The organism is Accumulibacter sp. (genome assembly GCF_023806635.1).
In the GTDB taxonomy this organism is placed as follows: Bacteria; Pseudomonadota; Gammaproteobacteria; order Burkholderiales; family Rhodocyclaceae; genus Accumulibacter.
In genome coordinates this window covers 1-26901 of the sequence record NZ_JAMTDQ010000013.1, presented here as the reverse complement: position 1 = coordinate 26901, position 26901 = coordinate 1, and the positions used below count along the sequence as shown (strand labels likewise).

At 66.9% G+C, this 26901-nt stretch carries 22 protein-coding genes and 1 pseudogene; 10 read left to right on the top strand and 13 right to left on the bottom strand.

Annotated elements, in window-relative coordinates:
• Window positions 1–192: 192 nt before the first annotated feature.
• Window positions 193–2772 (top strand): glycogen/starch/alpha-glucan phosphorylase, encoded by a 2580-nt coding sequence (locus NFW30_RS02665; protein ID WP_295349871.1) that lies wholly within the window; start codon window positions 193–195, stop codon window positions 2770–2772.
• Between the two features lie 108 nt (window positions 2773–2880).
• Here NFW30_RS02665 and NFW30_RS02660 read toward each other — a convergent pair whose 3' ends face one another.
• Together NFW30_RS02660 and glgA are read right to left on the bottom strand one after the other, a co-directional pair.
• On the bottom strand, window positions 2881–4842 hold the full coding sequence (locus tag NFW30_RS02660) for an alpha-1,4-glucan--maltose-1-phosphate maltosyltransferase (protein WP_295349869.1): 1962 nt from the start codon (window positions 4840–4842) through the stop codon (window positions 2881–2883).
• A 168-nt stretch (window positions 4843–5010) separates the two neighbouring features.
• Complete coding sequence (gene glgA, locus NFW30_RS02655; protein ID WP_295349867.1) at window positions 5011–6219, bottom strand: glycogen synthase; 1209 nt, start codon at window positions 6217–6219, stop codon at window positions 5011–5013.
• A gap of 205 nt (window positions 6220–6424) precedes the next feature.
• Between glgA and tsaB the strand changes: the two genes are divergently transcribed.
• From tsaB to NFW30_RS02640, 3 genes are read left to right on the top strand one after another with little or no spacing between them, the layout of a single operon-like run.
• A complete protein-coding gene (tsaB, locus tag NFW30_RS02650) occupies window positions 6425–7111 on the top strand; it encodes a tRNA (adenosine(37)-N6)-threonylcarbamoyltransferase complex dimerization subunit type 1 TsaB (RefSeq protein WP_363322055.1) in 687 nt (228 codons plus the stop codon).
• 5 nt (window positions 7112–7116) lie between these two features.
• The gene (rimI, locus tag NFW30_RS02645; protein ID WP_363322056.1) at window positions 7117–7584 is read left to right on the top strand and encodes a ribosomal protein S18-alanine N-acetyltransferase; all 468 of its coding nucleotides are present in this window, start codon (window positions 7117–7119) and stop codon (window positions 7582–7584) included.
• Entirely contained in the window at window positions 7584–8444 is an 861-nt protein-coding gene (locus NFW30_RS02640; protein WP_295349863.1) for a uracil-DNA glycosylase, read from the top strand. The genes rimI and NFW30_RS02640 overlap by 1 nt, the downstream gene beginning before the upstream one ends.
• On the opposite strand, the gene NFW30_RS02635 is transcribed toward NFW30_RS02640, so the two are convergent.
• Together NFW30_RS02635 and lplT are read right to left on the bottom strand one after the other, a co-directional pair.
• Window positions 8441–8962, bottom strand: coding sequence for an Lrp/AsnC family transcriptional regulator (locus NFW30_RS02635; protein WP_295349861.1), 522 nt, complete (start codon window positions 8960–8962; stop codon window positions 8441–8443). The genes NFW30_RS02640 and NFW30_RS02635 overlap by 4 nt on opposite strands.
• 132 nt (window positions 8963–9094) lie before the next feature.
• On the bottom strand, window positions 9095–10357 hold the full coding sequence (gene lplT / locus NFW30_RS02630) for a lysophospholipid transporter LplT (RefSeq protein WP_295349859.1): 1263 nt from the start codon (window positions 10355–10357) through the stop codon (window positions 9095–9097).
• A 184-nt stretch (window positions 10358–10541) separates the two neighbouring features.
• Between lplT and NFW30_RS02625 the strand changes: the two genes are divergently transcribed.
• From NFW30_RS02625 to radA, 3 genes are all read left to right on the top strand, one after another.
• Entirely contained in the window at window positions 10542–11444 is a 903-nt protein-coding gene (locus NFW30_RS02625; RefSeq protein ID WP_295349857.1) for a LysR family transcriptional regulator, read from the top strand.
• Window positions 11444–12604 carry an alanine racemase gene (gene alr / locus NFW30_RS02620; protein WP_295349855.1) on the top strand — a complete coding sequence of 387 codons (1161 nt, stop codon included), beginning with the start codon at window positions 11444–11446 and terminating at the stop codon, window positions 12602–12604. Before NFW30_RS02625 ends, alr begins: the two co-directional genes overlap by 1 nt.
• 97 nt (window positions 12605–12701) lie before the next feature.
• A complete protein-coding gene (gene radA, locus NFW30_RS02615) occupies window positions 12702–14084 on the top strand; it encodes a DNA repair protein RadA (protein ID WP_295349853.1) in 1383 nt (460 codons plus the stop codon).
• A 58-nt stretch (window positions 14085–14142) separates the two neighbouring features.
• Here the strand turns inward: radA and NFW30_RS02610 are convergent, their stop codons facing one another.
• The gene (locus NFW30_RS02610; RefSeq protein WP_295349851.1) at window positions 14143–14709 is read right to left on the bottom strand and encodes a PEP-CTERM sorting domain-containing protein; all 567 of its coding nucleotides are present in this window, start codon (window positions 14707–14709) and stop codon (window positions 14143–14145) included.
• Window positions 14710–15122: 413 nt separating this feature from the next.
• Here NFW30_RS02610 and NFW30_RS02605 point away from each other — a divergent pair, with 413 nt between their 5' ends.
• On the top strand, window positions 15123–17657 hold the full coding sequence (locus NFW30_RS02605) for an FtsX-like permease family protein (RefSeq protein ID WP_295349849.1): 2535 nt from the start codon (window positions 15123–15125) through the stop codon (window positions 17655–17657).
• A 159-nt stretch (window positions 17658–17816) separates the two neighbouring features.
• Entirely contained in the window at window positions 17817–18788 is a 972-nt protein-coding gene (locus NFW30_RS02600; protein ID WP_295349847.1) for a histidine phosphatase family protein, read from the top strand.
• 19 nt (window positions 18789–18807) lie between these two features.
• Here NFW30_RS02600 and NFW30_RS02595 read toward each other — a convergent pair whose 3' ends face one another.
• Both NFW30_RS02595 and NFW30_RS02590 read right to left on the bottom strand, forming a co-directional pair.
• Entirely contained in the window at window positions 18808–18963 is a 156-nt protein-coding gene (locus tag NFW30_RS02595) for a hypothetical protein (RefSeq protein WP_295349845.1), read from the bottom strand.
• Window positions 18964–19233: 270 nt separating this feature from the next.
• Complete coding sequence (locus tag NFW30_RS02590) at window positions 19234–20193, bottom strand: N-acetylmuramoyl-L-alanine amidase (RefSeq protein ID WP_295349843.1); 960 nt, start codon at window positions 20191–20193, stop codon at window positions 19234–19236.
• A gap of 359 nt (window positions 20194–20552) precedes the next feature.
• Here NFW30_RS02590 and NFW30_RS02585 point away from each other — a divergent pair, with 359 nt between their 5' ends.
• On the top strand, window positions 20553–21620 hold the full coding sequence (locus NFW30_RS02585) for a metal-dependent hydrolase (RefSeq protein ID WP_295349841.1): 1068 nt from the start codon (window positions 20553–20555) through the stop codon (window positions 21618–21620).
• A gap of 85 nt (window positions 21621–21705) precedes the next feature.
• Here the strand turns inward: NFW30_RS02585 and NFW30_RS02580 are convergent, their stop codons facing one another.
• The 6 genes and pseudogenes from NFW30_RS02580 to NFW30_RS02560 all read right to left on the bottom strand — a co-directional run.
• On the bottom strand, window positions 21706–24003 hold the full coding sequence (locus NFW30_RS02580) for a glycosyltransferase family 41 protein (protein WP_295349839.1): 2298 nt from the start codon (window positions 24001–24003) through the stop codon (window positions 21706–21708).
• Between the two features lie 166 nt (window positions 24004–24169).
• Complete coding sequence (locus NFW30_RS20020; protein WP_363322054.1) at window positions 24170–24634, bottom strand: MFS transporter; 465 nt, start codon at window positions 24632–24634, stop codon at window positions 24170–24172.
• A 110-nt stretch (window positions 24635–24744) separates the two neighbouring features.
• Complete coding sequence (locus NFW30_RS02575; RefSeq protein ID WP_295349837.1) at window positions 24745–24909, bottom strand: hypothetical protein; 165 nt, start codon at window positions 24907–24909, stop codon at window positions 24745–24747.
• A gap of 222 nt (window positions 24910–25131) precedes the next feature.
• Window positions 25132–25299 carry a hypothetical protein gene (locus NFW30_RS02570; RefSeq protein ID WP_295349835.1) on the bottom strand — a complete coding sequence of 56 codons (168 nt, stop codon included), beginning with the start codon at window positions 25297–25299 and terminating at the stop codon, window positions 25132–25134.
• A 111-nt stretch (window positions 25300–25410) separates the two neighbouring features.
• Window positions 25411–26253, bottom strand: coding sequence for a sulfatase-like hydrolase/transferase (locus tag NFW30_RS02565; protein WP_295349833.1), 843 nt, complete (start codon window positions 26251–26253; stop codon window positions 25411–25413).
• 110 nt (window positions 26254–26363) lie between these two features.
• Window positions 26364–26816 (bottom strand): annotated as a pseudogene (locus NFW30_RS02560) (GSU2403 family nucleotidyltransferase fold protein); the annotation flags it as partial.
• Between the last annotated feature and the right edge of the window lie 85 nt (window positions 26817–26901).

Below are 26901 nucleotides of genomic sequence, written 5' to 3'. Positions count from 1 at the left end.
ATTGCCAGCGTGGCTGGCGAAAAAACCGCGTCGCGCGAGGGCAGTTTCTGATTTCCGGCGGGGCGGCACAACAAAAGGGCGCACGTGCGCAGTCTCGCACAATACTATAGACTCACCTCTGGCGTGAAGCACTGAGGGGTGTTTCACGATTTCTCACACATGGCTGACGAACAGTGTTGCGGGGGTTTTCACATGAACGACAAGACCAAGGCCGGAGGCGGGTGTTCTGACGAGCTGAATCCCGGGTTTCTGACCGGACGCGAGGACCGGCGCACCGGGCTCGGCGTAGACGCGCTGAAACGCGCTCTGCTGGACAAGCTGGTGTATGTGCAGGCGCGCTTTCCACAGGTCGCGACGCGCCACGACTGCTTCGTCGCGCTCGCCCAGGCGGTGCGCGACCGCCTGTTGCAGCGCTGGGTGCAGACGGCGCGTACCTATCGCGATCGTGGCAGCCGCACCGTCTGCTACATGTCCGCGGAATTCCTGATCGGCCCGCAGCTTGGCAACAACCTGATCAATCTGGGAATCTACGACACCGCACGGCAGGCGATGAAGGACCTCGGGCTTGACCTGGAACTCCTCCTGGATCAGGAGCAGGAACCTGGTTTGGGCAATGGCGGCCTCGGCCGCCTGGCGGCGTGCTACCTCGACTCGCTGGCGACGCTCGAGATTCCGGCCATCGGCTATGGCATCCTCTATGAATTCGGCATCTTCACGCAGGCGATCCGCGATGGCTGGCAGGTCGAGCTGACCGACAAGTGGCTGCGTGCCGGCAGCCCGTGGCTGATCCACCGCCCGAACATCGCGTTCGACATCAAGCTCGGCGGACATACCGAGCACCAGTACGAGGCGATCGGCAACCGTCGACTGCGGGTGCAGTGGATACCCGGCAAGCTCGTTCGCGGCACGGCCTGGGACATGCCGGTTCTCGGCTATGGCGTGAACACGCCCAACCGTCTCCGTCTGTGGAGCGCCGAAGCGCCGGAGTCGTTCGATTTCGCCGCCTTCAATGCCGGCAACTACTATCAGGCGGTCGATGCGCAGATCTCGTCGGAGACGATCACCAAGGTGCTCTATCCGAATGACGAAACCGAGGCCGGCCAGCAGCTTCGCCTCGAGCAGCAGTACTTCTTCGTCTCCTGTTCGCTGCAGGACATGATCCGTCTGCAACTGCAGCGCGAACAGAACCTCGACCACTTCGACGAGAAGTTCGTCGTTCAGCTCAACGACACGCACCCGTCGATCGCCGTCGCCGAACTGATGCGGCTGCTGGTGGACGAGTACGGCATGGAGTGGGAGCAGGCGTGGTCGATCACCCGCCGGACCTTTGCCTACACCAACCACACGTTGCTGCCCGAGGCGCTCGAGAAGTGGCGGCTCGATCTCTTCAGGCGCGTCCTGCCGCGGCACTACGAGATCATCTGCGAGATCAACGAGCGCTTCCTCGACGAGGTGCGCATCCATTTCCCGTTCGACCACGACCGCCTGCGCCGGATGTCGCTGATCGACGAGGACGGGGCTCGCTACGTGCGCATGGCGCACCTGGCGGTGGTCGGCAGCTTCGCCGTGAATGGCGTCGCCGCGCTGCATTCGGAGTTGCTCAAGTCCGACGTGCTGCGCGATTTCCACGAAATGTGGCCCGAGAAGTTCAGCAACAAGACCAATGGCGTCACGCCGCGCCGTTTCGTCCTGCTCGCCAACCCGGCGATGTCCGGGTTGATCGACGAGGCGATCGGCAAGGGCTGGGTCACCGACATGGCGCGCCTGCGCGAGCTTGAGGGGCACGCCGGGGACGCCGCGTTCCGCGCCGAGTGGCGGCGGATCAAGGCGTCGAACAAGCTGCGGTTGTTGCGCGAGATCGGGCGCAGCACGGTCGTCGACATCGATCCGGAGACGATGTTCGACGTGCAGGTGAAGCGCTTTCACGAGTACAAGCGGCAACATCTCAACCTGCTGCACGTCGTCTCGCTGTACAAGCGGCTGAAGGACGATCCGAACCTCGCGGTGGCACCGCGCACCGTCATCTTCGGCGGCAAGGCGGCGCCAGGATACGCCATGGCCAAGCTGATGATCCGCCTGATCACCGCGGTCGCCGATCTGATCGGGCGCGATCCGGCGATGCGCGGCAAGCTGCAGGTCGTCTTCTACCCCAACTACAACGTCAAGAACGCGCATGCCATCTTTCCCGCCGCTGACCTGTCGGAGCAGATCTCGCTCGCCGGCAAGGAGGCTTCCGGCACCGGCAACATGAAGTTCCAGATGAACGGCGCGCTGACCATCGGCACGCTCGACGGAGCCAACGTCGAGATCCGCGAACAGGTCGGCGAGGAGAACTTCTTCCTCTTCGGCATGGACGTTCCCCAGGTCAAGGACCTGCGCCGGACCGGCTATCGGCCGCGCGCGTGGTATGAGGCGAATCCGCACCTGCGGGAAGTGATCGACCTGATCGCCGGTGGCTTCTTCACGCGTGGCGACCGCGACATCTTCAGGCCGCTGGTCGATAGCCTGCTGAACCACGACGAGTACATGCTGCTGGCCGACTTCCAGTCGTACATCGACTGTCAGGAGCGGGTGTCGGCGAGCTACCTCGACTCCGAGCGGTGGACGCGGATGTCGATCCTCAACGTTGCCCGCTCGGGTTTCTTCTCCTCCGATCGAGCGATCCAGGAGTACTGCGAGCAGATCTGGAAGGTGCAGCCGGTACGCATCGAACTGCGCGACCTGACGGGGGAGGATCTGGTGTTCCGGCGCGCGATCGCACAGGCCGACTGACGCCGCTCCGGTGCGGGTGGGCGCGGCGAGCGGCAGCCGACCGGCTGCCGCCCACCGTGCGACGGGGCAACGCTGCCGGCAGCCGGATGGCTGCCGGCAGCGGTCGGTTTACCAGCGGCGGATCTTGATTACGTGCGCCATCTTGGTATCCGGCGCCAGCTCGACATAGGCGGTGGGTCCGCTCCAGCGATAGCGCTCGTCGGAGAGCAGGTCATGCGCCTGGTACTGCTCGCCGGCCTCGATGCCGAAGGTGGCGAGCGGAATGTGCAGTAGCGATCCGTGCTTGTGGAAGGGGTCGAGGTTGACAACGCAGACGATGATGTCCGAGCGATCGTCGGTCATCTTGGCGTAGGCGAGGATCTGCGGATTGTCGGCACCCAGGAAGAGGACGTTGTTGTAGGTCTGCAGCGCCGGCGAGTCGCGGCGGATCTGGTTGAGCCGGGTGATGATGTCGATGATGTTGCCCGTCGCCTTCCAGTCACGCACGCGGATCTCGTATTTCTCGGAGTCGAGGTACTCCTCCTTGCCCGGAATGGCCTCGTTTTCGCACAGCTCGTAGCCACTGTAGATGCCATAGACGCTCGACAGCGTTGCCGCCAGCACGACGCGCATGATGAACGCCGGGCGGCCGCCGAACTGCAGGATCGGCGGCAGGATGTCGGGTGTGTTGGCGAAGAAGTTGCCGGTGAAGTACTCCTTCATCTCGCCGCAGGTCAGCTCGCTGACGTAGTCGGTCAGGTCATGCTTGTGGTTGCGCCAGGTGAAGTAGGTGTAGGACTGGGCGAAGCCCACCTTCGCAAGCAGGCGCATCATCTTCGGCTTGGTGAAGGCTTCAGCGAGGAAGATGACTTCCGGATGCTTGCGGTGCACCTCGGCGATCACCCACTCCCAGAACGGCACCGGTTTGGTGTGCGGGTTGTCGACGCGGAAGGTGGTGACGCCCTTGTCGACCCAGAAGAGGAAGATCTTCAGCATTTCCTGCCACAGTCCGGCGCGGTCCGTGGTGCCGAAGTTCAGCGGGTAGACGTCCTGGTACTTCTTCGGCGGGTTCTCGGCATACTTGATCGAGCCGTCGGGCCGATGGAAAAACCAATCCGGGTGCTCGGCGACGTACGGATGATCGGGTGAGCAGTTCATGACGTAGTCGAGGGCGATCTCGATTCCGAGTTCGCGGCAGGTGGCGACGAACTGGTCCCAATCAGCCCAGGTGCCGAGCTGCGGCTCGAGCGCCATGTGTCCGCCGTGTTCGTTGCCGATCGCCCACGGGCTGCCGACGTCGCCCGGAACCGCCACCAGACTGTTGTTCTTGCCCTTGCGGAAACTGTGGCCGATCGGATGGATCGGCGGCAGGTACACGACATCGAAGCCCATCGCCTTGATCTCGCGCAGGCGTCGAATGCTGTCCTGCAGCGTGCCATGGCGGTAGGGCATGCTGCCCTGCGAGCGGGGGAAGAATTCGTACCAGGCGGCGAAACGGGTGACGGGGCGATTCACCATGATCTTCAGCGACGGGCTCAGCTCGTAGCCCTCGCTGCGGTCGGGACAGCTGGCCATCAGGCTGCGCATGACGGCACCGACGCCGAGGTCGATCGCCCCCTGCTGTTCGTCGACGGCGAGTGCGCTTTCCATCGCCGTCAGCAGGCCGTTGATTCGGGTTCGCGTGGCAGCCGGTGCGAGCGCGGCGGCGGTTCTGATGATCTGCAGTCCTTCGAGGAGTTCGCTGTTCAGGTTGGCGCCGGGGACGTTCTTCTTGCCGATCTCGTCGACCCAGGAGAGATAGCGTTCGGCATAGGCCTCGATGGTGTACTCCCAGCAGCCGATCGCGCCGACGCTGAAGTCGCCATACCAGCGGTCGTTGTCGCCCTGGACCATCGGGCTTTCATGCCACCTCTTCTCGCCGACGCGGCGCACCTTGAGCACCGCCGCCAGCTTGTCGTGGCCCTCCTTGTAGATGTCCGCGCTGACGGCGACACTCTCGCCGATGACGCGCTTGATGGGAAAGCGGCCGCCCTGGACTTGCGGCTCGACCGCCTCGATGATGACGCGGGGGTAGTTCTCGGGAACCATCATGCTGCTCCTGAATCCTGGACCGGCGCTGCCGGCAGGAAAAGACTCGAAACCGGACAGGCTCTGCGGACCCGTCCATCCATGCCGGCACCCGGGCGCCGGATGCGGAGCGGCGCAACCGGACGACCGGATCACGGTCCGTCCCGGCAATGTGGCCGCCCACAGCGAAGATCATCCAAGCAGCGAATCGTAGAGCCGTTTCGTCTGCTGCGCGATGCTCGTCCAGCTGAAGACCTCGCGCGCTCGCCTCTGGCCCGCCGCAGCCATCGACTCGGCCAGTTCCGGGTCGTCGAGGATCTTGTTGATCGCGCCCGCGAGGTCGCGTGAGAAAAGGTCCGGATTGACCGGCTCGAATGGCGCGACGTGCAGCTGCTCGAGTGGCACGAGGAAGCCGGTGACCCCGTCTACGACGACCTCCTTGATGCCGCCGACGGCGCTCGCGACGACGGCAGTGCGGCAGGCCATCGCCTCGAGGTTGATGATCCCGAACGGCTCGTAGATCGACGGGCAGCAGAAGACGGTGGCGTGCGAGTAGAGCTGGATCGCTTCTTCCTTGCTGACCATTTCCTGGATCCAGACGACGTTGGTGAAGCCCTCCTGGCGAACACGCCTGACCGCCATCTCCATCTCGTGCAGCACCTCCTTGGTGTCGGCAGCACCGGCACAGAGGACGATCTGCGCATCGCGGTTGATGTAGTGGATCGCATTGACCAGATGGACGATCCCCTTCTGGCGGGTGATGCGGCCGACGAACAGGACGATCGGCTTGCCGGGATCGACACCATACTTCTCGAGCGCTGTCGTCTCTTCGGTCGGGTGGTACTGGTCGACGTTGATGCCGTTGTAGATCACCGAGATCTTTGCCGGATCGATGTCGAAATGCTCGATGATGTCCTGCCTGGTTCCCTCGGAGACGGCGATCACGGCGTCCGCCATCTCCAGCGAGGTCTTCTCGATCCAGGACGACATGTCGTAACCGCAGCCGAGCTGTTCCCGTTTCCAGGGCCGCAGCGGCTCAAGCGAATGCACCGTGTGCACCAACGGGATGCCATAGAGGGTTTTGGCGAGAATGCCGCCGAGGTGTGCGTACCACGTGTGCACGTGCACAATGTCGGCATCGACCTGTTCGCTGAGGGTCTCGAGATTCGCCTCGAAAGTGTCGAGCGCACCGCTGAGCTTCTTGTCGACGTGGGCAAAGCTGCCCTTGCCGAAAGGAAAGCCCTTGACCCGCACACCGTCGACCACAGTGTCCTGGTCACCAAACGAGCGGACCTCGACATGCATCAGTCTGGCCAGTTCGCCAGACAGATACTCGACGTGAACACCGGCTCCGCCGTAAACGTACGGAGGGTACTCTCGCGTCAATAGCAGTACTTTCATCGCGGTACTTTCCATTATTGATTGGTGGGCTTGGCGCGCCGCCGGCGCTCCGTTAGAAGGCCCTGACATTGTATCGGGAAAGCCCGCTGCCGGCCAGAATCGGCGCCGCTTCTGTTGCGACGCAGCAGCGGTCGCCGCGGCGGATCTGCAACGCCAATGAAGCGCCCATGCGCCGCAGGCGACGTCGGCAGCAAGGACGGGTAGAATGCGCGGAATGAATCTGCTGGCCATCGAGACGTCCACCGAGTCGGGCTCCATCGCCCTCTGGTCCAACGGCACTTTGCTGCGACGCAGTTGCCCGGCTGGCCCAGCGCATTCGCAGACTCTGCTGCCGTTGCTCGGCAGCGTCTTGCAGGAAGCCGGGCTCGCTTGCGACGATCTGCACGGGATAGCCTTCGCCGCGGGTCCGGGTTCTTTCACCGGCCTGCGCATGGCCTGTGGTGTGGCGCAGGGACTGGCTGTCGCGCATGCCTTGCCGGTGATCGCAGTCGGAACGCTCGAGGCGATGGCGCTGGCGAGCGGTGGCGAGCGCGTGATCGTTCTCCTCGACGCGCGCATGGGCGAGATCTACCACGCCCGGTTCGTCTCCGGCGACGAGGCCCTGGCGACAGCTGTCTGCCACCCCGGCGAACTGCCCCTTCCCGATACTGGGGGCTGGCTCGCCTGCGGCAACGGCCTCGCCGCCCATCCAGCGTTGCGACAGCGGCTGTCGGCCCGGGTGTGCGACTGGTTGCCCGAATTGCTTCCGGATGCCGGCGCGGTCGCCCGCCTGGCGGCACCGCGACTGGCGCGCGGCGAGGGGGTGGATGCGGCAGCGGTGGCGCCTCGCTATGTGCGCAACAAGGTCGCGCTGACGGTAGCTGAACGCCTGGCAAGCGGGGGACGGGCTTGAGCGCCGTGCTCGTGCCGCGCGTCGAGATGTTGCCTCTCGGTCATCACGATGTCGACCAGATGGTCGCGATCGAGGAGGGCGTCTTTCCCTATCCCTGGACGCGCGGCAACTTCGTCGATTCGATCGACAGCGGCTACAGCGCCTGGGGCTGCCGTGTCGCTGGTGAACTGGTCGGCTACTTCGTGCTGATGATCGCCGTGGACGAGGCGCACCTGCTCAACATCGGCGTGCTCGGGACGCGACAGCGGATGGGCTTCGGCACGCGGTTGCTGCAGTGCGCGATGACTACCGCGCGGCAGGCGGGTGCAAGCAGCCTGCTGCTCGAGGTGCGGCCGTCGAACGAAAATGCGCTGGCGTTGTACCGGCAGTTCGGCTTTCGGCAGATCGGCCTGCGACGCGGCTACTACCCGGTGGCCGAAGGACGTGAAGATGCGTTGGTGTTGCGGCGCGAGCTGGACCGGATTCGCGCGTGATGGGTGGCGAACTGCGTCGCCCACTCCTGACGCGCCTGCAACTGCTGCGCGAGATGGGGCTGTCGCCGCTCTGGCGACTGCGACCGCAGGCAGCGGGCGTGGCGCAGCCGCTGGTGGGCGGTACGGCGGCGGGGTCGGAGGCAGAACCCGGGTCGCCCGGTGAGCCGGCTGCGGCAGCGGCAGGAGTACCAGTGCCGGCAGCCGGGGGCGAGCGGAACGTGGAGATTGCCGGCATGGGGTGGGAGGAGTTGCGCCAGAGCGCGGCCATCTGTCGCGCCTGCAATCTCTGCCAGGGGCGCCGGCAGGCCGTGCTGGGTGTCGGCGACCTCAAGGCCGACTGGCTGTTCATCGGCGAAGGCCCTGGGGCGGAGGAAGATGCGCGCGGTGAGCCCTTCGTCGGACCGGCTGGCAAGCTGCTCGATGCGATGCTGGCGGCGATCGATCTGCAGCGCGGCGATGACGTGTACATCGCCAATGCAGTCAAATGCCGTCCGCCCGGCAACCGCACGCCCGAGTCTTCCGAGATCGCGGCCTGCGCGCCCTACCTGAGACGACAGATTGCCCTCCTGCAGCCGCGCCTGATCGTGCTGCTGGGCCGCGCGGCGGCGCACGCCGTGCTCGGCGAGGTCGGCTCGCTGGCCAACATGCGCGGGCGATCATTCGCCTACCGTTCGCCGGCTGGCGGCGAGGACATTCCGGTGATCGTCAGCTACCATCCCGCCTATCTGTTGCGAACACTGCACGACAAGGCGCGCGCCTGGGAGGATCTGTGCCGCGCCCGCGCGCTGATGCGCGCCGCCAAGGGGACGGCTACCGGGCGCGATCGCGCAGCGGGTCCGGATGCCGCGCCGACGCCCTAGCCTTCGGCGTAGCGTACCCGCTGCCGCGGCTTGCTCGGGTGCGTCAGGTGGTCGAGCGGCAAGGCATGCGTCTGCTTGACGGTCTGCAGCGCGATGCTTGTCCGCAGGCGACCGACTCCCGGCAGGCCCAGCAGGCGCTTCATCGTCAGTTCGGCGAAGGCGGCCAGATCGGGAACGACGATGCGCAGCATGTAGTCGGCGTCACCGCTGACGGAATGGCATTCGAGAACTTCGGGAATCGCTGCAACCGCATCCTCGAATGCTTCGCAGGCCGATTCGCCAGTCGGCTCGAGCATCACCTGCGCGAAGGCGGTGATCGACAGGCCGAGCGCGCCAGGTGCCAGGAGGGCGACGTAACCGGCGATGACCCCGTCGTCCTCGAGGCGCTGGATGCGACGGCTGATCTGCGAGGGTGAGAGCTTGATCTGTTCGCCGAGCGTCGCGTTGGTCGCGTTCCCTTTTCGCTGCAATGCATCAAGCAATGCGAAGTCGTAACGATCTATGGTGATTTTTGACATGAAATCGGCCTTGTGTGCACGAAACATGCGCAGTATAGGGCAAACATGCTCCACTGCAAGCTCCGGGGTCCGCCTGCCGATGCCATCCCGGAACGGTGCGCAGCCGCAGCCGGTCGCTTGTCGGGCTACCGTTCAGTGCTTGCCGTCGTCGAGATGGATGACATCGTCGCGCAGGCGCTGGTTCGCCTCGTGTCGCCGCTTGACGAGCCACATCGCCGCGCTGACGAAGAGGCCGAAAAGGGTGATCACGAGATAGATCGACCACTGCGCGCGGATCATCAGGAAGTACAGGCCGGTCATTGCCAGGATCGACAGGTTCTCGTTGAAATTCTGCACGGCGATCGAGTGTCCCGCGCCCATCAGGATGTGGCCGCGGTGCTGCAGCAGTGCATTCATCGGCACGACGAAAAAGCCGGAGAGCGCACCGATCAGGACCAGGAGGGGCACGGCCAGCCAGGTATGCTGGACGAAGTTCATGATCAGAACGATGCCGCCCATGGCGATGCCGAGCGGGATGACGCGCACCGACTTGCGCAGCGTGATCATCCGCGCTGCACCGATTGCGCCGAGCGCCACGCCGATGGCCACGACGCCCTGCAACATGCTCGACTTCGACAGGTCGAGTTGCAGCGCCGTCTCGGCCCAGCTGATGACGATGAACTGGAGCGTGGCGCCGGCACCCCAGAACAGGGTCGTCACTGCCAGTGACACCTGCCCCAGGCGGTCGCGCCAGAGGAGGATCAGGCAGTGGTTGAACTCGCGCAGCAGGTACCAGGGGTTCTTGTGCAGCGTCCGGTGATCGACACCGGTATCGGGTACACGCAGATTGAACAGGGCAGCGAGCAGGTAGAAGCCGGCGACGAAACAGAGCGCCATTTCGCTGACGGTATCGACGCCGGTATCGATCAACGGCAGGTCCCAGCCGAGCAAGCTGTGCGCGACTTCCGGCTGGATCAGCATGCCGCCGACGACGACGCCGAGAATGATCGCGCCGACCGTCAGTCCCTCGATCCAACCGTTGGCAACCACCAGCAGGCGGTGCGGCAGATACTCGGTCAGGATGCCGTACTTGGCGGGCGAGTAGGCGGCGGCGCCAAGGCCGACGACCGCGTAGGCAATGAGGGGATGCACATCCCAGTACATCATTGCGCAGCCCAGGATCTTGATGCCGTTGCTGATGAACATCACCCGCCACTTGGCCATCGAGTCGGCAAATGCGCCGACGAACGCGGCCAGGGCGACGTATGAAACCGTGAAAAAGGTCTTCAGCAGCGGTTCGTAGGCAGCCGGCGCCTGCATCTCGCGCAGCGCGGCAATGGCAACGATCAGCAGCGCGTTGTCGGCGAGAGCCGAGAAGAACTGCGCTGCCATGATGATGTAAAAACCGAGAGGCATCAGATATTATTAATGCAGCTGTTCCGCGTGTGTGGGCCTTATACCACGAACGGCGGCACTTTGTCGGTTTGCGCGCGGCGATGCTGCAACTTCCTGCGTCGCCTGCCGGGCGGAGGTCCGTCGCGCTGGCTGGCAGGGCGGTTTTGTGGTTGAATTCGAACTGCAGCGGAAAGGGGGGATAAGGGTGGCTGATCGTCGATTGCAGGTGTTCCACGCGGTGGCGAAGCATCTTTCCTTTACCAAGGCTGGCGAGGCCCTGCACATGACGCAGCCGGCCGTCACCTTCCAGATCAAGCAACTGGAGGAACGCTTCAATACCCGCCTCTTCGAACGGGGAGGAGCCCGCGTCTCGCTGACAGCAGCGGGCGAGGTGGTCCTCGACTACGCCGAACGGATTCTCGGCCTGTCGAACGAACTCGACATCCGCATCGCCGAAATGACCGGGCAGATGAGCGGCAGCCTGCTGGTCGGTGCCAGCACGACGATCGCCGAGTTCATGCTGCCGCCAATCCTCGGCGAGTTCAACGTCCGCTATCCGCAGGTCCGCGCCCGCCTGACGGTGGCCAACTCGGACGCGATCAACAATGCGGTCGCCGCGCATACGCTCGACATCGGGCTGATCGAATCGAAGACCTCGCATCCCGCCCTGCAATGCGAGGTCTGTGGCGACGATGAACTGCAAGTGGTCTGCACACCGGCGCACCCACTGGCCAGTCGAACCGCGGTCGATGCGCGCACTCTGCTGGCGTACGACTTCATCGCCCGCGAACCGGGTTCGGGAACGCGCGAGGTCACCGACGATTACCTTCGCGCATGCGGCATCGATCCCGGCAAGCTGAAGACGCTGATGGAGCTGACCAGCCCGGAAGCGCTGAAAGGCGTCGTCGCCACCGGCCTTGGTTGCTCGATTCTCTCGCGCGCCAGCTTCGAGAAGGAACGGCAACTCGGCAGTCTCATCGCCGTTCCGTTGCGGCCACCGTTGCGGCGGACCCTGTCGCTGGTCTACCCAAAGGAGCGCTTCCGTTCCCGGGTCGTGCTGACCTTCGTCGACTTTGCCAAGGCGAAGCTGCACGAGCTGACGGCCTGATGCCGCGCCCGATCGAGGCAGTCGTCGACCTGGCGGCGCTGCGGCACAACTATCTGCTCGCCCGCCGCCGGGCCGCCCGGGGTGGCACCGCTGCGCGGGCCTGGGCGGTGGTCAAGGCGAACGCCTACGGCCATGGATTGCTGCGTGCCGCGGCGGCGCTCGGCGATGTTGCGGACGGCTTTGCCCTGCTCGACATCGACGAGGCGGTGCGCCTGCGTCAGGCGGGGATCCGCCAGCCGATCCTCCTGCTCGAGGGCTTCTTCACCGTCGCCGACTTGGCGGCCTGCAGCGAGCACGAGCTGAGCGTCGTCATTCACTGCCTCGATCAGTTGCAGATGCTGCGGCAGGCACGATTGCCGCGCTGCCCGCCGATCCATCTCAAGCTGAACAGCGGCATGAACCGGCTCGGGCTGGTGGCGGGCCAGCTGCCGGCGGCGCGGGAGCACCTGGCCGCATTGGCGTGCTCTGGCGGCGGCGGGCTGACCCTGATGACGCATTTCGCCGAGGCCGACGCCGACGGTGGGGAGGCCTGCATCCGCTGGCAGCTCGAACGTTTTGCCCGCATGCTCGACGACTGGCCGCAGGCCGCCGCCTTGCCCGTCTCGCTCGCCAACTCGGCAGCCATCCTGCGCTACCCTGCCACCGCTCGCGACTGGGTGCGGCCGGGAATCATGCTCTACGGCGGCAGTCCCTTCGCCAGCGAGGATGCGGCGAGCCTTGGTCTGCGGCCGGTGATGACGCTGCGCAGCACGATTCTCGCGCTGCAGGAGATCGCCGCCGGCGAGCGCGTCGGCTATGGCGGTACCTTCGTCGCCGCCCGACCAACCCGCGTCGGCATCGTTGCCTGCGGTTACGCCGACGGCTATCCCCGGCATGCGCCGGGGGGGACGCCGATCGTCGTCGATGGGCAGCGGACGCGGACGCTTGGGCGCGTGTCGATGGACATGCTGGCCTGCGACCTGACCGATCTGCCCGCCGCCGGGGTTGGCAGCCCGGTGGTGCTGTGGGGCGAGGGCATGCCGGCAGACGAGGTCGCGACGGCCGCCGGAACGATCAGTTACGAGCTGTTCTGCGCGCTGGCCCGGCGTGTGCCGGTGCGTAGCGTCGGCGAGGTGGCGCAGGAGTCGTCGCGAGCGGGCAGCGAGGAAGGGAACGAGTGAGCGAACGACGGGACCTGTCGGATCGATGGCTGGTGAGTGGGCGCGTCGCCAAGGCGGCAGACCGGTCGCGCAATGGACTGATCGGCGATCCCCGGGCATGACGCGCGCCGGCGGCACTCAGCAGAAGAGCCAGTTTTGCTGCAGCGAATGCGGCGCCAGCGTTGCCAAGTGGCAGGGGCAGTGCCCAGGTTGCGGGCGGTGGAACACGCTCGTCGAGACCATCGCCAGCGCTGCCCCACTTGCCGGGCAGCGGCGATTCGTCGCCCTGGCGGGCTGCGCCGTGGTGCAGACGCTCGCCGACATCGCGGCACACGAGGAGGAACGGCTGCCCACCGGCATCGGCGAGTTCGACCGCGTCCTCGGCGGCGGCCTGGTGCGCGGTGGCGTCATCCTGATCGGTGGCGATCCGGGAATCGGCAAGAGCACCCTGCTGCTGCAGGCACTCGCCGCTCTGGCGGCGAGGGAGGACGTTCTCTACGTCAGTGGTGAGGAGTCGGGACAACAGATTGCCCTGCGCGCGCGGCGGCTGTCACTGGCCACCGGCACGCTGCGGCTGCTGGCCGAGATCAACCTGGAACGGATCCTGGCCACCCTGCGGTCGGCGCCACCGCGCGTGGCGGTGATCGATTCGATCCAGACGCTGTGGTCGGAGCAGCTGAGTTCCGCACCAGGTTCGGTTGCACAGGTGCGCGAATGCGCCGCGCAACTGACCCGGCTCGCCAAACAGACCGGGATCACGGTGATCCTCGTCGGGCATGTGACCAAGGAAGGCGCCATTGCCGGCCCACGTGTGCTCGAGCATATCGTCGACAGCGTGCTCTACTTCGAGGGCGACACCCATTCGAGCTTCCGCCTGATCCGTGCGGTGAAGAATCGCTACGGCGCGGTCAACGAGATCGGTGTCTTCGCGATGACCGATCGCGGCCTGAAGGCAGTGAGCAACCCGTCGGCGATCTTTCTCTCGCAGCACGGAGCCGAGGTCGCCGGATCCTGCGTGCTGGTCACCCAGGAAGGTACGCGGCCACTTCTCGTCGAGGTGCAGGCGCTGGTCGACCAGGCGCACGGGAACCCGCGGCGGCTGACCGTCGGACTCGATGCGCAGCGACTGTCGATGCTGCTGGCCGTTCTCCATCGCCATGCCGGCATCGTCTGTTTTGATCAGGACGTTTTCGTCAACGCCGTCGGTGGCGTCCGGATCAGCGAACCGGCGGCCGATCTCGCCGTTCTCCTGGCAATCATTTCCTCGTTGAAGGGCAGGGCGTTGCCGGAGAAACTCGTGGTCTTCGGCGAGGTTGGTCTGGCGGGCGAAATCCGGCCGGCGCCGCGCGGTCAGGAGCGCCTGCGTGAGGCCGCCAAACTCGGCTTCACGCGTGCCCTGGTTCCCGAGGCGAACCGGCCGCGGCAGGCGATTGCCGGCATCGAGGTGATGCCGGTGCGGCGGGTCGAGGAAGCGGCGCGGCGACTGCGTGAACTCGAATGAGTCGGCGCACGCGACAGGTGTCGCCATCCGCCCTGGCCGCCCCGCGTCCGCCGCAAGATCAGCGGCGGCGGTAGAACAGACCGGCGCCGACGAGGCCGAGCGCGACCAGCGCGAGCCCGTTCGGTTCCGGAATCGCGATCTCGAACGGGTTGTTCGCAGACAGCATGATGTTGCCGGGGGCGCAGCAGGGATCGCCCGCCTGGCTCACGACCATGCGCAGCGTCCAGTCACCGCCAGCGTCGAACAGCGGCGCGAAGTCGAAGTCCAGGTCGCGCGCTTCCCACTGCCCGGGCATGGTCTTGGCAAGATAGCGGGTACTGCCGACTGTCGTTCCGTTGAGCTCGAAGCTGAACTCGAGCGGCTCGTTGAGATTGTTCGAGTACCAGGGAGAGGGGGGCATCAGGTTGAGCGTGAGCCGCAACGAATTCACCTCCGTCAGCCACGGTACCGAAAAGGACTGGCTGGCGGCCTGGCCGACCAGGTAATAACTGCCATTGTCGCCGCCGGAACCCGGCGCGGTGAACAACCCGCTGTAACTCAGCCCCGCCGATGCCGGTGCCGCCGACAACAGGGCGGACGCGAGAAACGATATGCTGCATATGCTGTGGCGCCACTTGCTGACCATGACCAATCCTCCCGCAGACGTCCGCCAGGCCAACCCATCCGGCGGCTGTTCCGTGTCGCTTCCCGCGAGACCGGCTCACTGCCGGCAGCGGCTTCGGCAACACTTCTTCCACTCCAGCCCGGCGCCGGAACCCGCAGCAGGAACCCCCTCCTGCGCGACCTCACCTACCGGACTCCCGAAATCATTGTAGCAGGCAGAAGAATTGCCCGTGATGCAATCGCGCCCCTGAACTCGAGTATCCTCGAACTGTCAGAGTTTCGCTTGGCGTGCAGCGCGGTGGCGCGGAATCCCGGGCGTGCCAGTACCGTCGCCGTCGGCTGGGGCAGGCGCAGAGGGGTACCCGCGCAAGGAATCTGTCGCGCACTCACCGGCCGCTCGCCGCAGTTTCAAGGTCGCCCGAAAAGAACAGTGCCGTGCAACTGATCTCCTTCTCCTGGCGCATGCTGCGCCGCGACGCGCGCGGTGGCGAGTTGCGTCTGCTGGCAACGGCGCTGGCGGTGGCCGTCGCCGCACTGACTGCGGTCGGCTTCTTCGCCGACCGGGTCCGGCAGGCGCTCGATCGCGAGTCGCATCAGCTGCTCGGTGCCGATCTGCTGTTGACCGCCGATCAGCCGTGGCCAGCGAGCGTCGTTGCGCGCGCGCGCGGACTCGGCCTGCAGGAGGTTGCGACCGTGACCTTCCCGAGCATGGTGACGCACGGCGAGGGCGACGCCGTGCGGGCGCAACTGGCGGAAATCAAGGCTGTCGCTGCCGGCTATCCACTGCGCGGTTCGCTGCGCGTCGCGCCAGCGCTGAATGCAGTCGATGCGCCGGCAACGGGAATCCCGCCGCCCGGCACGACCTGGATCGACGAACGGCTGGCGTCGGCACTCGGAGTAGCGATCGGCGACCGGATCGCCGTCGGACAGAGCACGCTGCGGGTGGGCGCCGTGCTGACACTCGAGCCCGACCGCGGCATCAACTTCTTCAGCGTCGCACCGCGCCTGCTGATGAATCTCGACGATCTGCAGGCGACGGCGCTGTTGCAGGTCGGCAGTCGGGTGGCGTACCGCCTGCTGCTGGCCGGCGATCTGCCGCTGGTCAAGCGCTTCCAGCGCGAGATCGAGGGACAGCTGGCGCGCGGGCAGCGAATCGAGGATCCGCAGAACGGCCGCCCCGAAATCCGCAGCGCGCTCGATCGGGCGCAGAAGTTCCTTGGCCTGGCGGCCCTGCTGACGGTGGTACTGGCGGCGGTGGCGGTGGCGCTGGCCGCTCGCCGTTACGTGCAGCGCCACCTCGATCCCTGTGCCGTGATGCGCTGCCTCGGCGCGACGCAAGCGCTGCTGCTGCGCCTGCATCTCGGCCAGTTCGCCGTCCTCGGCCTGCTCGCGGCCATCGGCGGATGTGTCCTCGGCTACGTCGCGCATTTCGCCCTGCACGCGTGGCTGGCACAACTACTGGCGACGCCGCTGCCGTCGCCGGGGCCGCTGCCGGCGCTGCAGGGTATCGCCGTCGGTCTGCTGCTGCTCTTCGGCTTCGCCGTGCCGCCCTTGCTGCAGCTCAACCGGGTGCCGACGCTGCGCGTCCTGCGCCGTGAACTCGGCAGTCCGCAAGGCGGTACCGTCGTCGGCTACCTGTTGGGGTTCCTGGCTCTTGCCGGACTGATGTTCTGGGTTGCTGGCGAGGTCGAGCTGGGGGCCTGGGTGCTCGCCGGCTTCAGCCTGGCGATGCTGCTGTTTGCCATCGCGGCGCGCGTTGCCATCCGGCTGGCGGCAGCGCTGCGCAGCGGCGGCCGTGCGCTCGGCGGGGCAGGGATCGGCTGGCGTTACGGGCTGGCGAGCCTCGAGCGACGGGCGCACGCCAGCGTCGTGCAGATCGTCGCCCTGGCGCTCGGCTTCATGGCGTTGCTCTTGCTGACGGCGGTGCGTGGCGACCTGCTCGATGCCTGGCGGCAGGCGGTGCCGGCGGATGCGCCCAACCGCTTCGTCGTCAACATCCAGCCCGAACAGGTCGAGGCGGTGCGCTCGGCGCTGTTGGCGCAAGGGGTGTCGGCCGAGCTGGCGCCGATGGTGCGCGGGCGCCTGCTGCGCATCAACGGCGCCGAGGTCCGCGCCGCCAACTACACGGACGATCGCGCGCAACGACTGGTCGAGCGCGAATTCAACCTGTCGATGCGGCCGGACCTGCCCGCCGGCAACAGCCTCGCCGGCGGTCGCTGGTTTCTGCCGGGAGAACTCGCGGGTCGGGCGCAGGACGCGCCGGCATCGGTCGAGGAGGGGTTGGCGCGGACCCTCGGGCTGGTGGTCGGCGATCGCATCGACTTCGGCGTCGCCGGGGAGATGATCGGCATGAAGATCGTTGGTTTGCGCAAGGTCAACTGGGACACCATGCGCGTCAATTTCTTCGTCCTGACGCCACCAGCGGTTCTCGAAGGCCAGCCGGCAAGCTGGATCACGAGTTTCCACTTGCCGATGGAGAGAGCGGACGTCGTCAATCGCCTGGTACGCGATTTCCCGAACCTGACCGTGATCGATGTCGCGGCAATCCTGCGCCAACTGCAGTCGATCATGGAACAGGTGGCGAAGGCGGTGCAGTTCGTCTTCCTGTTCACGCTCGCGGCCGGAGGCATCGTCCTCTACGCCGCGCTCGCCTCGGCAGCCGAGGAGCGGCGCTACGAACTGGCGGTCATGCGCGCACTGGGTGCCCGGCGCGAACAGTTGCGGCGCGCGCTGCTTGCCGAGTTTGCCGCCATTGGCGCCTTTGCCGGGTTGATCGCCGCTCTCGCGGCGATCGCCGTCGGCCAGTTCCTGGCGCAGCAGGTGTTTCGCTTCGAGGTGGCGGTCGACCTGTGGCTGCTGCCACTGGCGATTGGTTGCGGTGCGCTGCTGGTGACTGCGGCCGGCTGGTTTGCTGCCGCCCGCCTGCTGCAGAGCGCTCCGCTCGATGCGCTGCGCGCCGGCAGCAGCTAGCTGCCGTGCGGCGCGCGGATGGCGGCCAGCGGCCCCCCGGGCTGCCGCTGGCGAACGGGCTTCCGGTATCATGTCGCTTGTGACGGGTCGCGCTGGCAGACGATTGCTGCCGCCTGCCGTCGCTTCTGTCAAACCATTTTCCGGGAGGGGAGTTGCGTCATGACCGAGAAGACACTGCTGGTATTGCGGCACGGAAAGTCCGACTGGAGTACCGGCCACGAGGACTTTCACCGGCCGCTGGTCGATCGCGGCCGATTGGGCAGCCAGAAGATGGGTGCCTGGCTCAAGCATCACAAGCTGGTTCCGGATCTCGTCGTCAGCTCGATGGCCGAACGCGCCCGCGCGACGACGGTGGCCGCCTGCAAGGCGATGGGTCTGCCGCTGAAGACGGTGCGCTGGGACGAGCGGCTCTATGCCGCGCCGGTCGAGGATCTGCTGGCGGCGCTTGCCGACTGTCCGAAGAGCGCACGACGGGTGATGGTCGTCGGACACAATCCGGGGCTCGAGGACCTGGTGGCCTACCTGAGTCGCGAGCAGCTGGCGATTCCGGACGATGGCAAGCTGCTGCCGACCTCGGCGCTGGCGCGGCTGGAGATGGTCGAGAGCTGGTCGGACCTGACGCGCGGCTGCGGCCGCCTGATCTCGCTGACGCGGCCGGGCCAGGTACCCGAACTGCCGGTGACCGATATCGCCGATGAGCCAAACCTGGGGCCGGTGCCGGATTACTTCTTCACCCAGTCGGCGGTGCTGCCGTACCGGCTGCTCGATGGCCGGCTCGAGATCATGTTGATCGCGTCGCGCAAGGGCACCCGCTGGGTGGTGCCGAAAGGCGTCAAGGAGCAAGAACTCTCGTTGCGCGATTCAGCTGCCAAGGAGGCGCTGGAGGAAGGCGGCGTGCGCGGCAGGGTCGCCGAGGAACCGATCGGCAACTACAAGTACAAGAAGTGGGGCGGCGTCTGCGCGGTCACCGTCTTCCCGATGGAAGTGACCGAGAGCATCCCGGAAACAGAGTGGGAGGAAAGCCACCGCGAACGGCGCTGGGTCGAGCCAAAGGAAGCGAAGCGGCTGCTCGACGAACGCGAGTTGCAGAAGATGGTTGGCAAGCTCGAAAAGGGCGTCGGCAAGGGCTGATGCGGCGCCCACCAGTCGGCTATTGGTCGAGGCCTTCCTCGGCCAGCCAAGCCTCGATTTCGTGATAGTCCCTGCCGTTCTGGCGGATGATCAGGAAGAATACCAGCAGCAACGCCAGCAGGAAGAGCAGAAGGGGAATCTCCTCCCAGCCCGGTGCCACAAGAACTTGCTCCATCATCGTTTCCCCCTGTCATTGGTGGACCGCCTGTCGCTGCCGGCGGCGCGCAGGCGCCCCAACTGGGACCGGTGTGCGCAGCCGGCGGTTCCCCGGGTGGCGATCGCGGCAGCCGCGGCCGCGCGGCCCGCGCCGGCCGTCCAACCAGACGCTGCAACCGCTGCAACTCGTACCGCCCATTGCCGGCACGCAGTGGTCGCCAGCTGAACTCGCCGACGTCACGCGCCAGGGCGGGGCCGCGGTCCACGGCCGCCGGTCACCGCTGCGGCGTCAGGTATCCTTCGCCGGGCGGCGCTTCTTCGCCTGCCGGGCCTTCTTCTCCGACGGCTCGCGGGCGGCGGAGCGCGCCGAGCGGCCGCTCTCCGCTGCGCCTGCGGCCGCCACCGGCAGCTGGCTGGCTGGCGTCGCTCGCGGCGCGGCGACCGCAGCGATGAAGGAGTTGCTCACCCAGCCCTCGACCTCGGCGTTGCTGACCACCTCGACCAGGCTCCAGCGGTCACGCGCCTCGAGCAGGAAGACTTCGGTGCCCTTGCGTAGCGCCGCCGCCACCGGTTCGAAGCTGGCGTCCGGGCCCTTGCGGATGTTGAGGCTGCTGGCGGTGACGACGTAGCGCGGCGGTGAATCGTCCTCGCGGCCGAGGACGCGGCTCTGCAGCGCGGCGAGCGGGAAGGCGGGACCGGGGTCGCTCTTGCGGCCGGGAGCGATGTCCTCGTGCCCGAGAACGTCCTTCAGTCCGTAGTGCTCGACCAGCAGGTCGGCGAGTTCGATCGCGCGCTCGATCTGCACCTCGCTGTAGGTGTGCCAGGGGGAAACCGGGCCACCGTTGCGATGCGCTGCCAGCAGGACCTCATCCTCGGGGTAGGCCTTGCCGAACCAGGCCTGATACTGGCTGCCGACCCGCTTCAGCAGCCCGGCGTTGTCCATCTCGATGCCGATCGAGTGGCTGTTGAGGCCGACCAGGCCGGCCCACTGACTGACGCCGGCGTGCCAGGTGACGACGTTGAAGGGAGCGAGCTGGACGATGCGCCCGTCACGCCCGAGGACGAGGTGTGCCGAGGCGTTGCCCTGCGGCTTTCGGGTGCACAGCGATTCGACCGAGCTTTCGAGCGATCGGCCAGCCGTGTAGTGCAGTACCAGGTAGCTGGGGGTCATGACGCCACCCCGGTTCGGGGTGTCGCGATGGCTGACCTGGTCGCCGACCAGTTTGTGGTTTTCGATTCTCAGGGTCATGGGTGTCTCCTCGGCGGGTTGGGTGGGCCGCGATGCCGGGCACCGCGGGCATGCCCGCAGGACGCCAGGCGGGCAGCGGCCAATGCTAGCACCAATGTCGCCGCGGGCCAGCATTCGCGAGCGGCTTCAGCAGCACCAGCGACGTCTTGCGTCCGCGCTCGGAGGTCCATCGGATCGGCTGCGCTGCCTGGCCTCGGCACGCGGCGCGGCGAACGAACGACATCGCTGTTCGGCGCTGCCGCCTTCGGCGATAATGCGCGCGCTGCCGGCTTCGCAGGCGCAGCCGCAACCGCGGCGGGTTGGTGGAAGGTCGTGACCGCGCCCGCGAGGCAGCCGATTCCTCCGCCCCTGGAGCTGCAATGGACCCATTGACGCATGCGCTGCTTGGCGCCACTGCCGCTCAGGCGGCTCTCGGCCACCGCCTCGGACGACGGGCTTGGCTGCCCGGGGCGCTTGGCGGCATCCTGCCCGACGCCGACATCCTGATCCGCAGCAGCGCCGACCCGTTGCTGGCGATCGAGTATCACCGCCATTTCACGCACTCCTTTGCCTTCGTCCCGCTCGGAGGCGTGCTTGCCGCCTCGCCCTGGCTCGTGCAGCGGCGTCATCGCGCCGACTGGCGACCGCTGCTTGCCGCCGCGACCATCGGCTGCGCGACGCACGGGCTGCTCGACGCCTGCACGAACTATGGGACGCACCTGCTCTGGCCCTTTTCGCCGCTGCGCGTTGCCTGGCACTGGCTGACGACGATCGGACCCCTGTTGACGCTGGCACTGCTCGCCGGGCTGCTCGTCGCCGTCCGCCGGCAGTCGCGGCTGCCGGCGGTGCTGTCCTTGCTCTTTGCGCTCGGCTATGTCGGCGTCGCGGCGTGGCAACGCGAGCGCGCCCTCGATCTGCAGGCGCTGATCGCCGCAGCGCGCGGCCACCCGGTGGAGCGCGCCGAGATGTTTCCGAGCGTCGGCAATCCGGTCGTCTGGCGATCGGTCTATCAGTCGGGAACGACGCTGCACAGCGACCGCCTGCGCGTTCTCGGCAGCGCGAACAGCCTGTGGAAGCCGGGCAGCACCCTCGAGCTGCTGTTCGCGTCGGATCTGCCGCCGGCGGCAGCGGCCGATGTGCGCGTGCAGCGGGACTTCGCCCGCTTCAGCACCTTCTCTGCAGGCTGGACGGCGCTTGCCGACAGCGACCAGAGCGTGATCGGTGATGCGCGTTACTCGCTCTCGCGCGATTCCTTCGAGCCGATCTGGGGAATCCGTTTCCACCCCGGCAGCGCAACGCCGACCGAGTGGGTCGACCAGACGGCGCGCAATCGGGTGCCGGTGTCCGAACTCTGGCGAGAGATTCGCGGCACCGCCGACGGTTACCGCGGCCTGCCGACGGCGGGCAGGGTCGATGCCGTGGTGGTCGTGCGGGACAAAGGTTGCTGAAGCCGGGCTGACCGTCGGCGTGACGTTCGCGGGCGATGCCGTTGCCCGGCGAGCGGGGTGGGTTGCGGCCGGCTGTTGCTGCCCGTCACGCCGGGCGCAGGCGCCTGTGCCACATCCGTCTGAACGCGGCTTCAACCTCAGATGCGATTCGCGCCGTGTCCGTGAGCGCAGAAGTGGCAACCGTCGGACGCAACTCGGCGCGCAAGCGTCGCAGGCGTTCGACATCGCGCGCGAGGGCGACGGCGGTAGCGACGTAGTCGTCACCCGAGGTCGCCACGAGTTCGGGGTGACCGATCGAATTGAGCAGGCTGACGCCGACACGGGCAGCATGAACCCGGCCCACCCAGGTGATGACCGGCACCCCCATCCAGAGCGCTTCGCAGGTCGTTGTGGTGCCGTGATAGGGGAAGGTGTCGAGCGCGATGTCGACGCGCGCATAGTGTTCGAGATGGTGGTGCGTGCCGTCGACCCAGCCAACGAGTTCGAGCCGCTCCGGCGGCACCGCGTGTCGGCTGAACTCCGCCGCCATGAGCGCGCGCGTTCCCGGGTCCGCGAGCGGCTTCGCCTTGAGCATCATCCGGCTGCCTGGAACGGCGTTCAGGATGGCGGCCCAGCGCCCGATCAGCTCCGCATTGACCTTGGCCAGGTTGTTGAAGGAAGCGAAGGTGATGCGCCCGCTGGCCAGCGCGGGCAACGGCGCGACCGGCGGCGCCTCCCGCTGGGGCGCGTAGCACAGAAACCCGCCGGGTAGCCGAACCAGCGTTTCGCTGTGCAGCGATTCGGTCAGTCCCGGCGGATCAGCCCAGCAATCGGTCAGGCGGTAGTCCATCGTGGCGAGCCCGGTGGTGTTGGGATAGCCGATCCAGGTGACCTGGATCGGTGCCGCCCGACGGGCGAACAGCGGCATCCGGTTGCCGCGCGTGTGGCCGGAGAGGTCGACGAGAATGTCGATCCCGTCGGCACGGATCCGTGCTGCCACTTCGTCGTCGGTCCGCCCGGCGATCCGGCGCCAGGAATCGGCGAGCGCCGCCAGCCGCGTGCTGACGGCATCGCTGGTGGTGTTGTTCGCGTAACAACTCACCTCGAGGGCGACGCGGTCGCGGCCTGCCAGCAGTGGCTCGAGGAAGAACGCGACGGAGTGCGCACACAGGTCGGCCGAGACGAACCCGATCTTCAGGCGTCGGCCGGGATCCAGCGGCGGCGATGGCGGCAGGGCTGGTGGCGGCGTGGCAGGCCCATGGCGCGTCGGCCATGCGCGATGTTCCGCCAGGACGGTGTCGGGTGCGATGTCGGTCGCGTAGTTGAGGGCAAAGAGCAGATTGCTGCCGATGACGGGGTTGCGTGGATCGCGCTCGACCGCGTGGCGGTAGGCGTCTATTGCCTCGGCCGCACGACCCTGGTCCTTGAGCACCTGGCCCAGCAGGTTGTGCGCGGCGCCCAGGGAAACATCGAGGCAGAGCGCACGTTCCAGGGCGAGCAGTGCGTCGCAGTGGCGCCCACGTGCGCGCAACACGCGACCGCGCAGGGCATGGGCAGCCGCCCGGTCGGGGGCCAGCGCCAGAACGGAGCCGATCTCGCGATCGGCGTCGTCGAGGCGGCGCATGTTGCAGTACAGTTCGGCAAGCAGCGTACGCGCTTCGATGTGATTCGGCTCGCTGGCGATCGCCGCCCGGAGGCTGGCTTCGACCGCGGCGTCGTCGCGCCGGCGCCAGTGCGCCAGCGCGGCATTGAACAGGTGCGACGCCGAGTTCGGCTGCAGCCGGAGCGCCGAGGCGAAGCTCTCCTGGGCGTCGCCGATGCGGTCGTCGGCGAGTAGGATGATGCCACGCGACTCATGGAATGCCGCGGCATTCGGCGCCACGCGCAGCGCGGCGTCGACCCGCTGCAGGGCCGCAGCGAGGTCGCGCGTCTCATAGTCGAGCAAGCCCAGCAGATGCAGTGCGTCGGCTCGCGCCGGCTGGCCGACGAGGACGCTCTCGTAGCAGGCCCGGGCCTCTTTGCGTCGGCCAGCTCGCTGATGCTCAATGCCGGCGTCGAGTTGCCGCTCGCAGGCGAGCGCCAGGGCGCGGCGTGGCAGCTCGCTCTGTGGGTCGAGGGCGGCTGCCCGCTGGTAGCAACGGATTGCCGCGGCGAGGCGCTGCCGCTCCAGTTCGACGTTGCCCAGATGCAGATGGAAGTCGGCGATGCCGGGAGCGAGGGCGATGGCCCGCTGCAAGCAGCAGGCGGATCGTTCGAACGCGCCCTGGCGGGCCAGCGCCACGCCGAGCAGATGCCAGGCGTCCTGGTCGCCGGGAGCGGCGAGCGTGGCCTCCTCGGCGATCGCTTGGGCACCCGCGAAGTCTGCGGAGTCGAAACGGGCCTTGCCGTCCACGAGACGCCGCAACCGTTGGCTCTCCGTCTGGGCGATCTGCACGGTTCGCTGCAGGTGGTGCGGGGGAGGGGAGCTGGATGCCGCCATGGCCATGGCCTCGGGTTGCGGTTCATGGACATCCGGCCTTGTGCGTCAGCATCGGGCTGACGCGCGCCGAACTGGCGAAAGGGCAGGAAATTCAAAGGCGCCAAATGGAGTATATGAGCCCGCGGCAAACGGCGTCAATCTGCGCGGGTCCCCGCTGGCCCCGCAAGCTGGCGCGGATTGACCGCGCAGTGCCGATCGGCGAGGGCGCCAGCGTCAGGAAGCCGATTGCGGAGGGCTTCGCTCGCGGTCTGCCGCCGGGAAACCCGGACCCAGGCGGACCGTCAGCAGCAGCCAGCCGCCGGCGGCGAGGAAGAGCGCCAGCGTCGCCCATCGCCGCCCGCTGGCTGCCGGCCAGCGCAACCAGCCCGAAGAGCAGCGGCCCGAGCTCGGACGAAGCGCGTCCAGCCAGCGCGTGGAAGCCGTAGTATTCGCCGGCGCGGTCGCTGCGGAAGAAACGGGCGAACAAGCTCCGGCACAGGCTCTGCGTCGATCCCAGCACCAGCCCGAGGCAGCCGACGATCGCCAGCGGTGCCCACGATCCGGCGGCGAAAGCCATCAGCAGCAGGACGACGGCCCAGATGGCGAGGCTGAGCAGCAGCGCACGCTGCTGCCCAGATAGCTCAGGCCCCAGCCGAGCCCCGAGATGCGCGCGACGTTGCCATCGTTCTAGAGCTTCGGCAGGTGGGCGTTGTAGAGGCCGTTGGCCAGCAGGAAGGCCAGGTGGGCGAGCGTGAAGGTGGCGATCGCCGCGGCGACCGCGCCCTTGCCGGGGCGAGCGCCGCCGTCGCCGCCGCAAGAGGTGATCGATGGTCGTGAGCAGCACCGGTCCACTCGCGCGCAGCTCGAAGGTGGTCCACGCCGTCGAGCCGACCACCTGTTTGGGTGGAATTCCGTAGCCCCGCTCCGTTCACGTCGGTGCCACTCCCGATGGTCAGATGCAAAACGGACCACAGCGCCGCCGCACGTGGCGCGCCAGATTGCGGCAGGGCGGGGTGGCGTCAGGCAGCAGCCGTCAGGCGCCCGCCATCGGCCGTCGCCGGCTGCCGCGCGAGTTCAGTTCTTGGCCGGCCTGGAAACGGCCTCCATCACCCGTTCGAGGTTGACGCTGCCGGGTTTCTGGCGCGGCGGGAACTCGCGGAAACTCTGCAGCCAGTTGGCGAAGTAGGCACCAGCGGGTGCGAAAGCCCACATGTGCTCGACGAAGAAGCGCTGGTATCGCATGGCGTTTTCGTATTCAGCGCGCTCGAAGGGGTCCATGCGCAGATTGGTCAGCAGCGGCGCGCGCAGCACTTTGAACGGGTCGATCCACGCACGCAGGCCGTGCGCCTCTTGCTACAGGAAGGTGACCTTGAAGTCGTTGCAGCGCAACGCCGCCACGCTGCCGTCGTCGGTCCAGTGGATGAATTCCTTGCGCGGCCACTCCTTGGTCTCGCCGCGCAATGCCGGTCCGAGATCGTAGCCGTCGCGGTGGACCTTGTAGCTGCGGCCGCCGATGGTCATGCCCCTCTTCAGGTTCTGCGCCACGTCCCTGCCGCCGGCCGCGTTGACCAGGGTCAGCAGCATGTCCTCGTGTGCGGCGATGTCGTTGATCACGGTGCCCGGCTTGATCACGCCCGGCCACTCGATCACCGTCGGCACGCGGTAGCCGCCCTCCCAGTTGGTGTTCTTCTCGCCGCGGAACATCGTCGTGCCGCCATCGGGCCAGGTAAAGGTTTCGGCGCCGTTGTCGGTCGAATACATGATGATCGTGTTTTCATCCAGCCCCAGCTCCTTCAGCCTGGCCAGCAACTGTCCGACGTGGCCGTCGTGCTCGACCATACCGTCGGCGTAGATGCCCTGGCCGGTCTTGCCCTCCGACGACGCCTGCAGGTGCGTGAAGATGTGCATGCGGGTCGAGTTCCACCAGATGAAGAAGGGCTTGTTGGCCTGTTTCGCGCGCTGCATGAAGTCCAGTGCCCTGGCGGTGACCTCCTCGTCATGCCGCGGTTGTAGGCGCTGATGTTGAATTGACCGATGTCGTCGCCCCAGATGACCAGGATGTTGGGCTTGCCCTGCGCCGAGGCGCCGGTCGCCGCGGCCAGCGCGACCGTCAGGACTGCGATGGCGCGGAGCAGGCCAATCCGGAGTGCTCGTTTCATCTCTCCACCTCTCTTCGGGTAATCTTCGTGGAAGCATGCGCAGGCTGCCGCCCGGCCGCTTTCCACCGGCAGTGGCGCAGAGCAGCTGCGGCGACATTGGAGCACCTGCATCCCATTGCGTCCAATGACAAAAAGCAGTCACGGTGATTACATTCGCGCATCGAACGGCGACTGTTCCGGGTTGAGTTCTTCCCAGGCACGGGCGTGATCGTTCGCCAACAGGTGCCGTATCTGGCCAACGGCAGCCTGCAGACGACCCAGGATGGACGAGGGAACCCGTTGCCATGCCTCCTCGATGGCACCGGGGTGTTTCTCCCCGAGCACGGCGAGAAGCACCGCGGCCTGGAAGAGATCCTTTTCCGATTTGCCCCCACGCTGTGCCCGCAGTTGCGAAACCATCAGCTTGTGCAGGGCAAAGCGCTCTGGCAAAGGGACCCGGACCATGCAGCACCCTTCCCGCGCCATGAGCAGGCCCATTTGCGAATCGGCCAGCAGATAACTCAGGTAAGGCAAGGCTGTGGCGTGAGCTTGCAGCTCGGGCACGGGTACCACCTGAAAATCCTCGCCAGCGGAGGGCACCAGGAGGTCCACATGGAAGCGGCTTCGGCCTCGCTCCTTGTGTTACGTCCCACCCTATTCAAGCCTCTCCGTCCCGAGCTATTCCGGGGTGAGACAAGAAGAATGT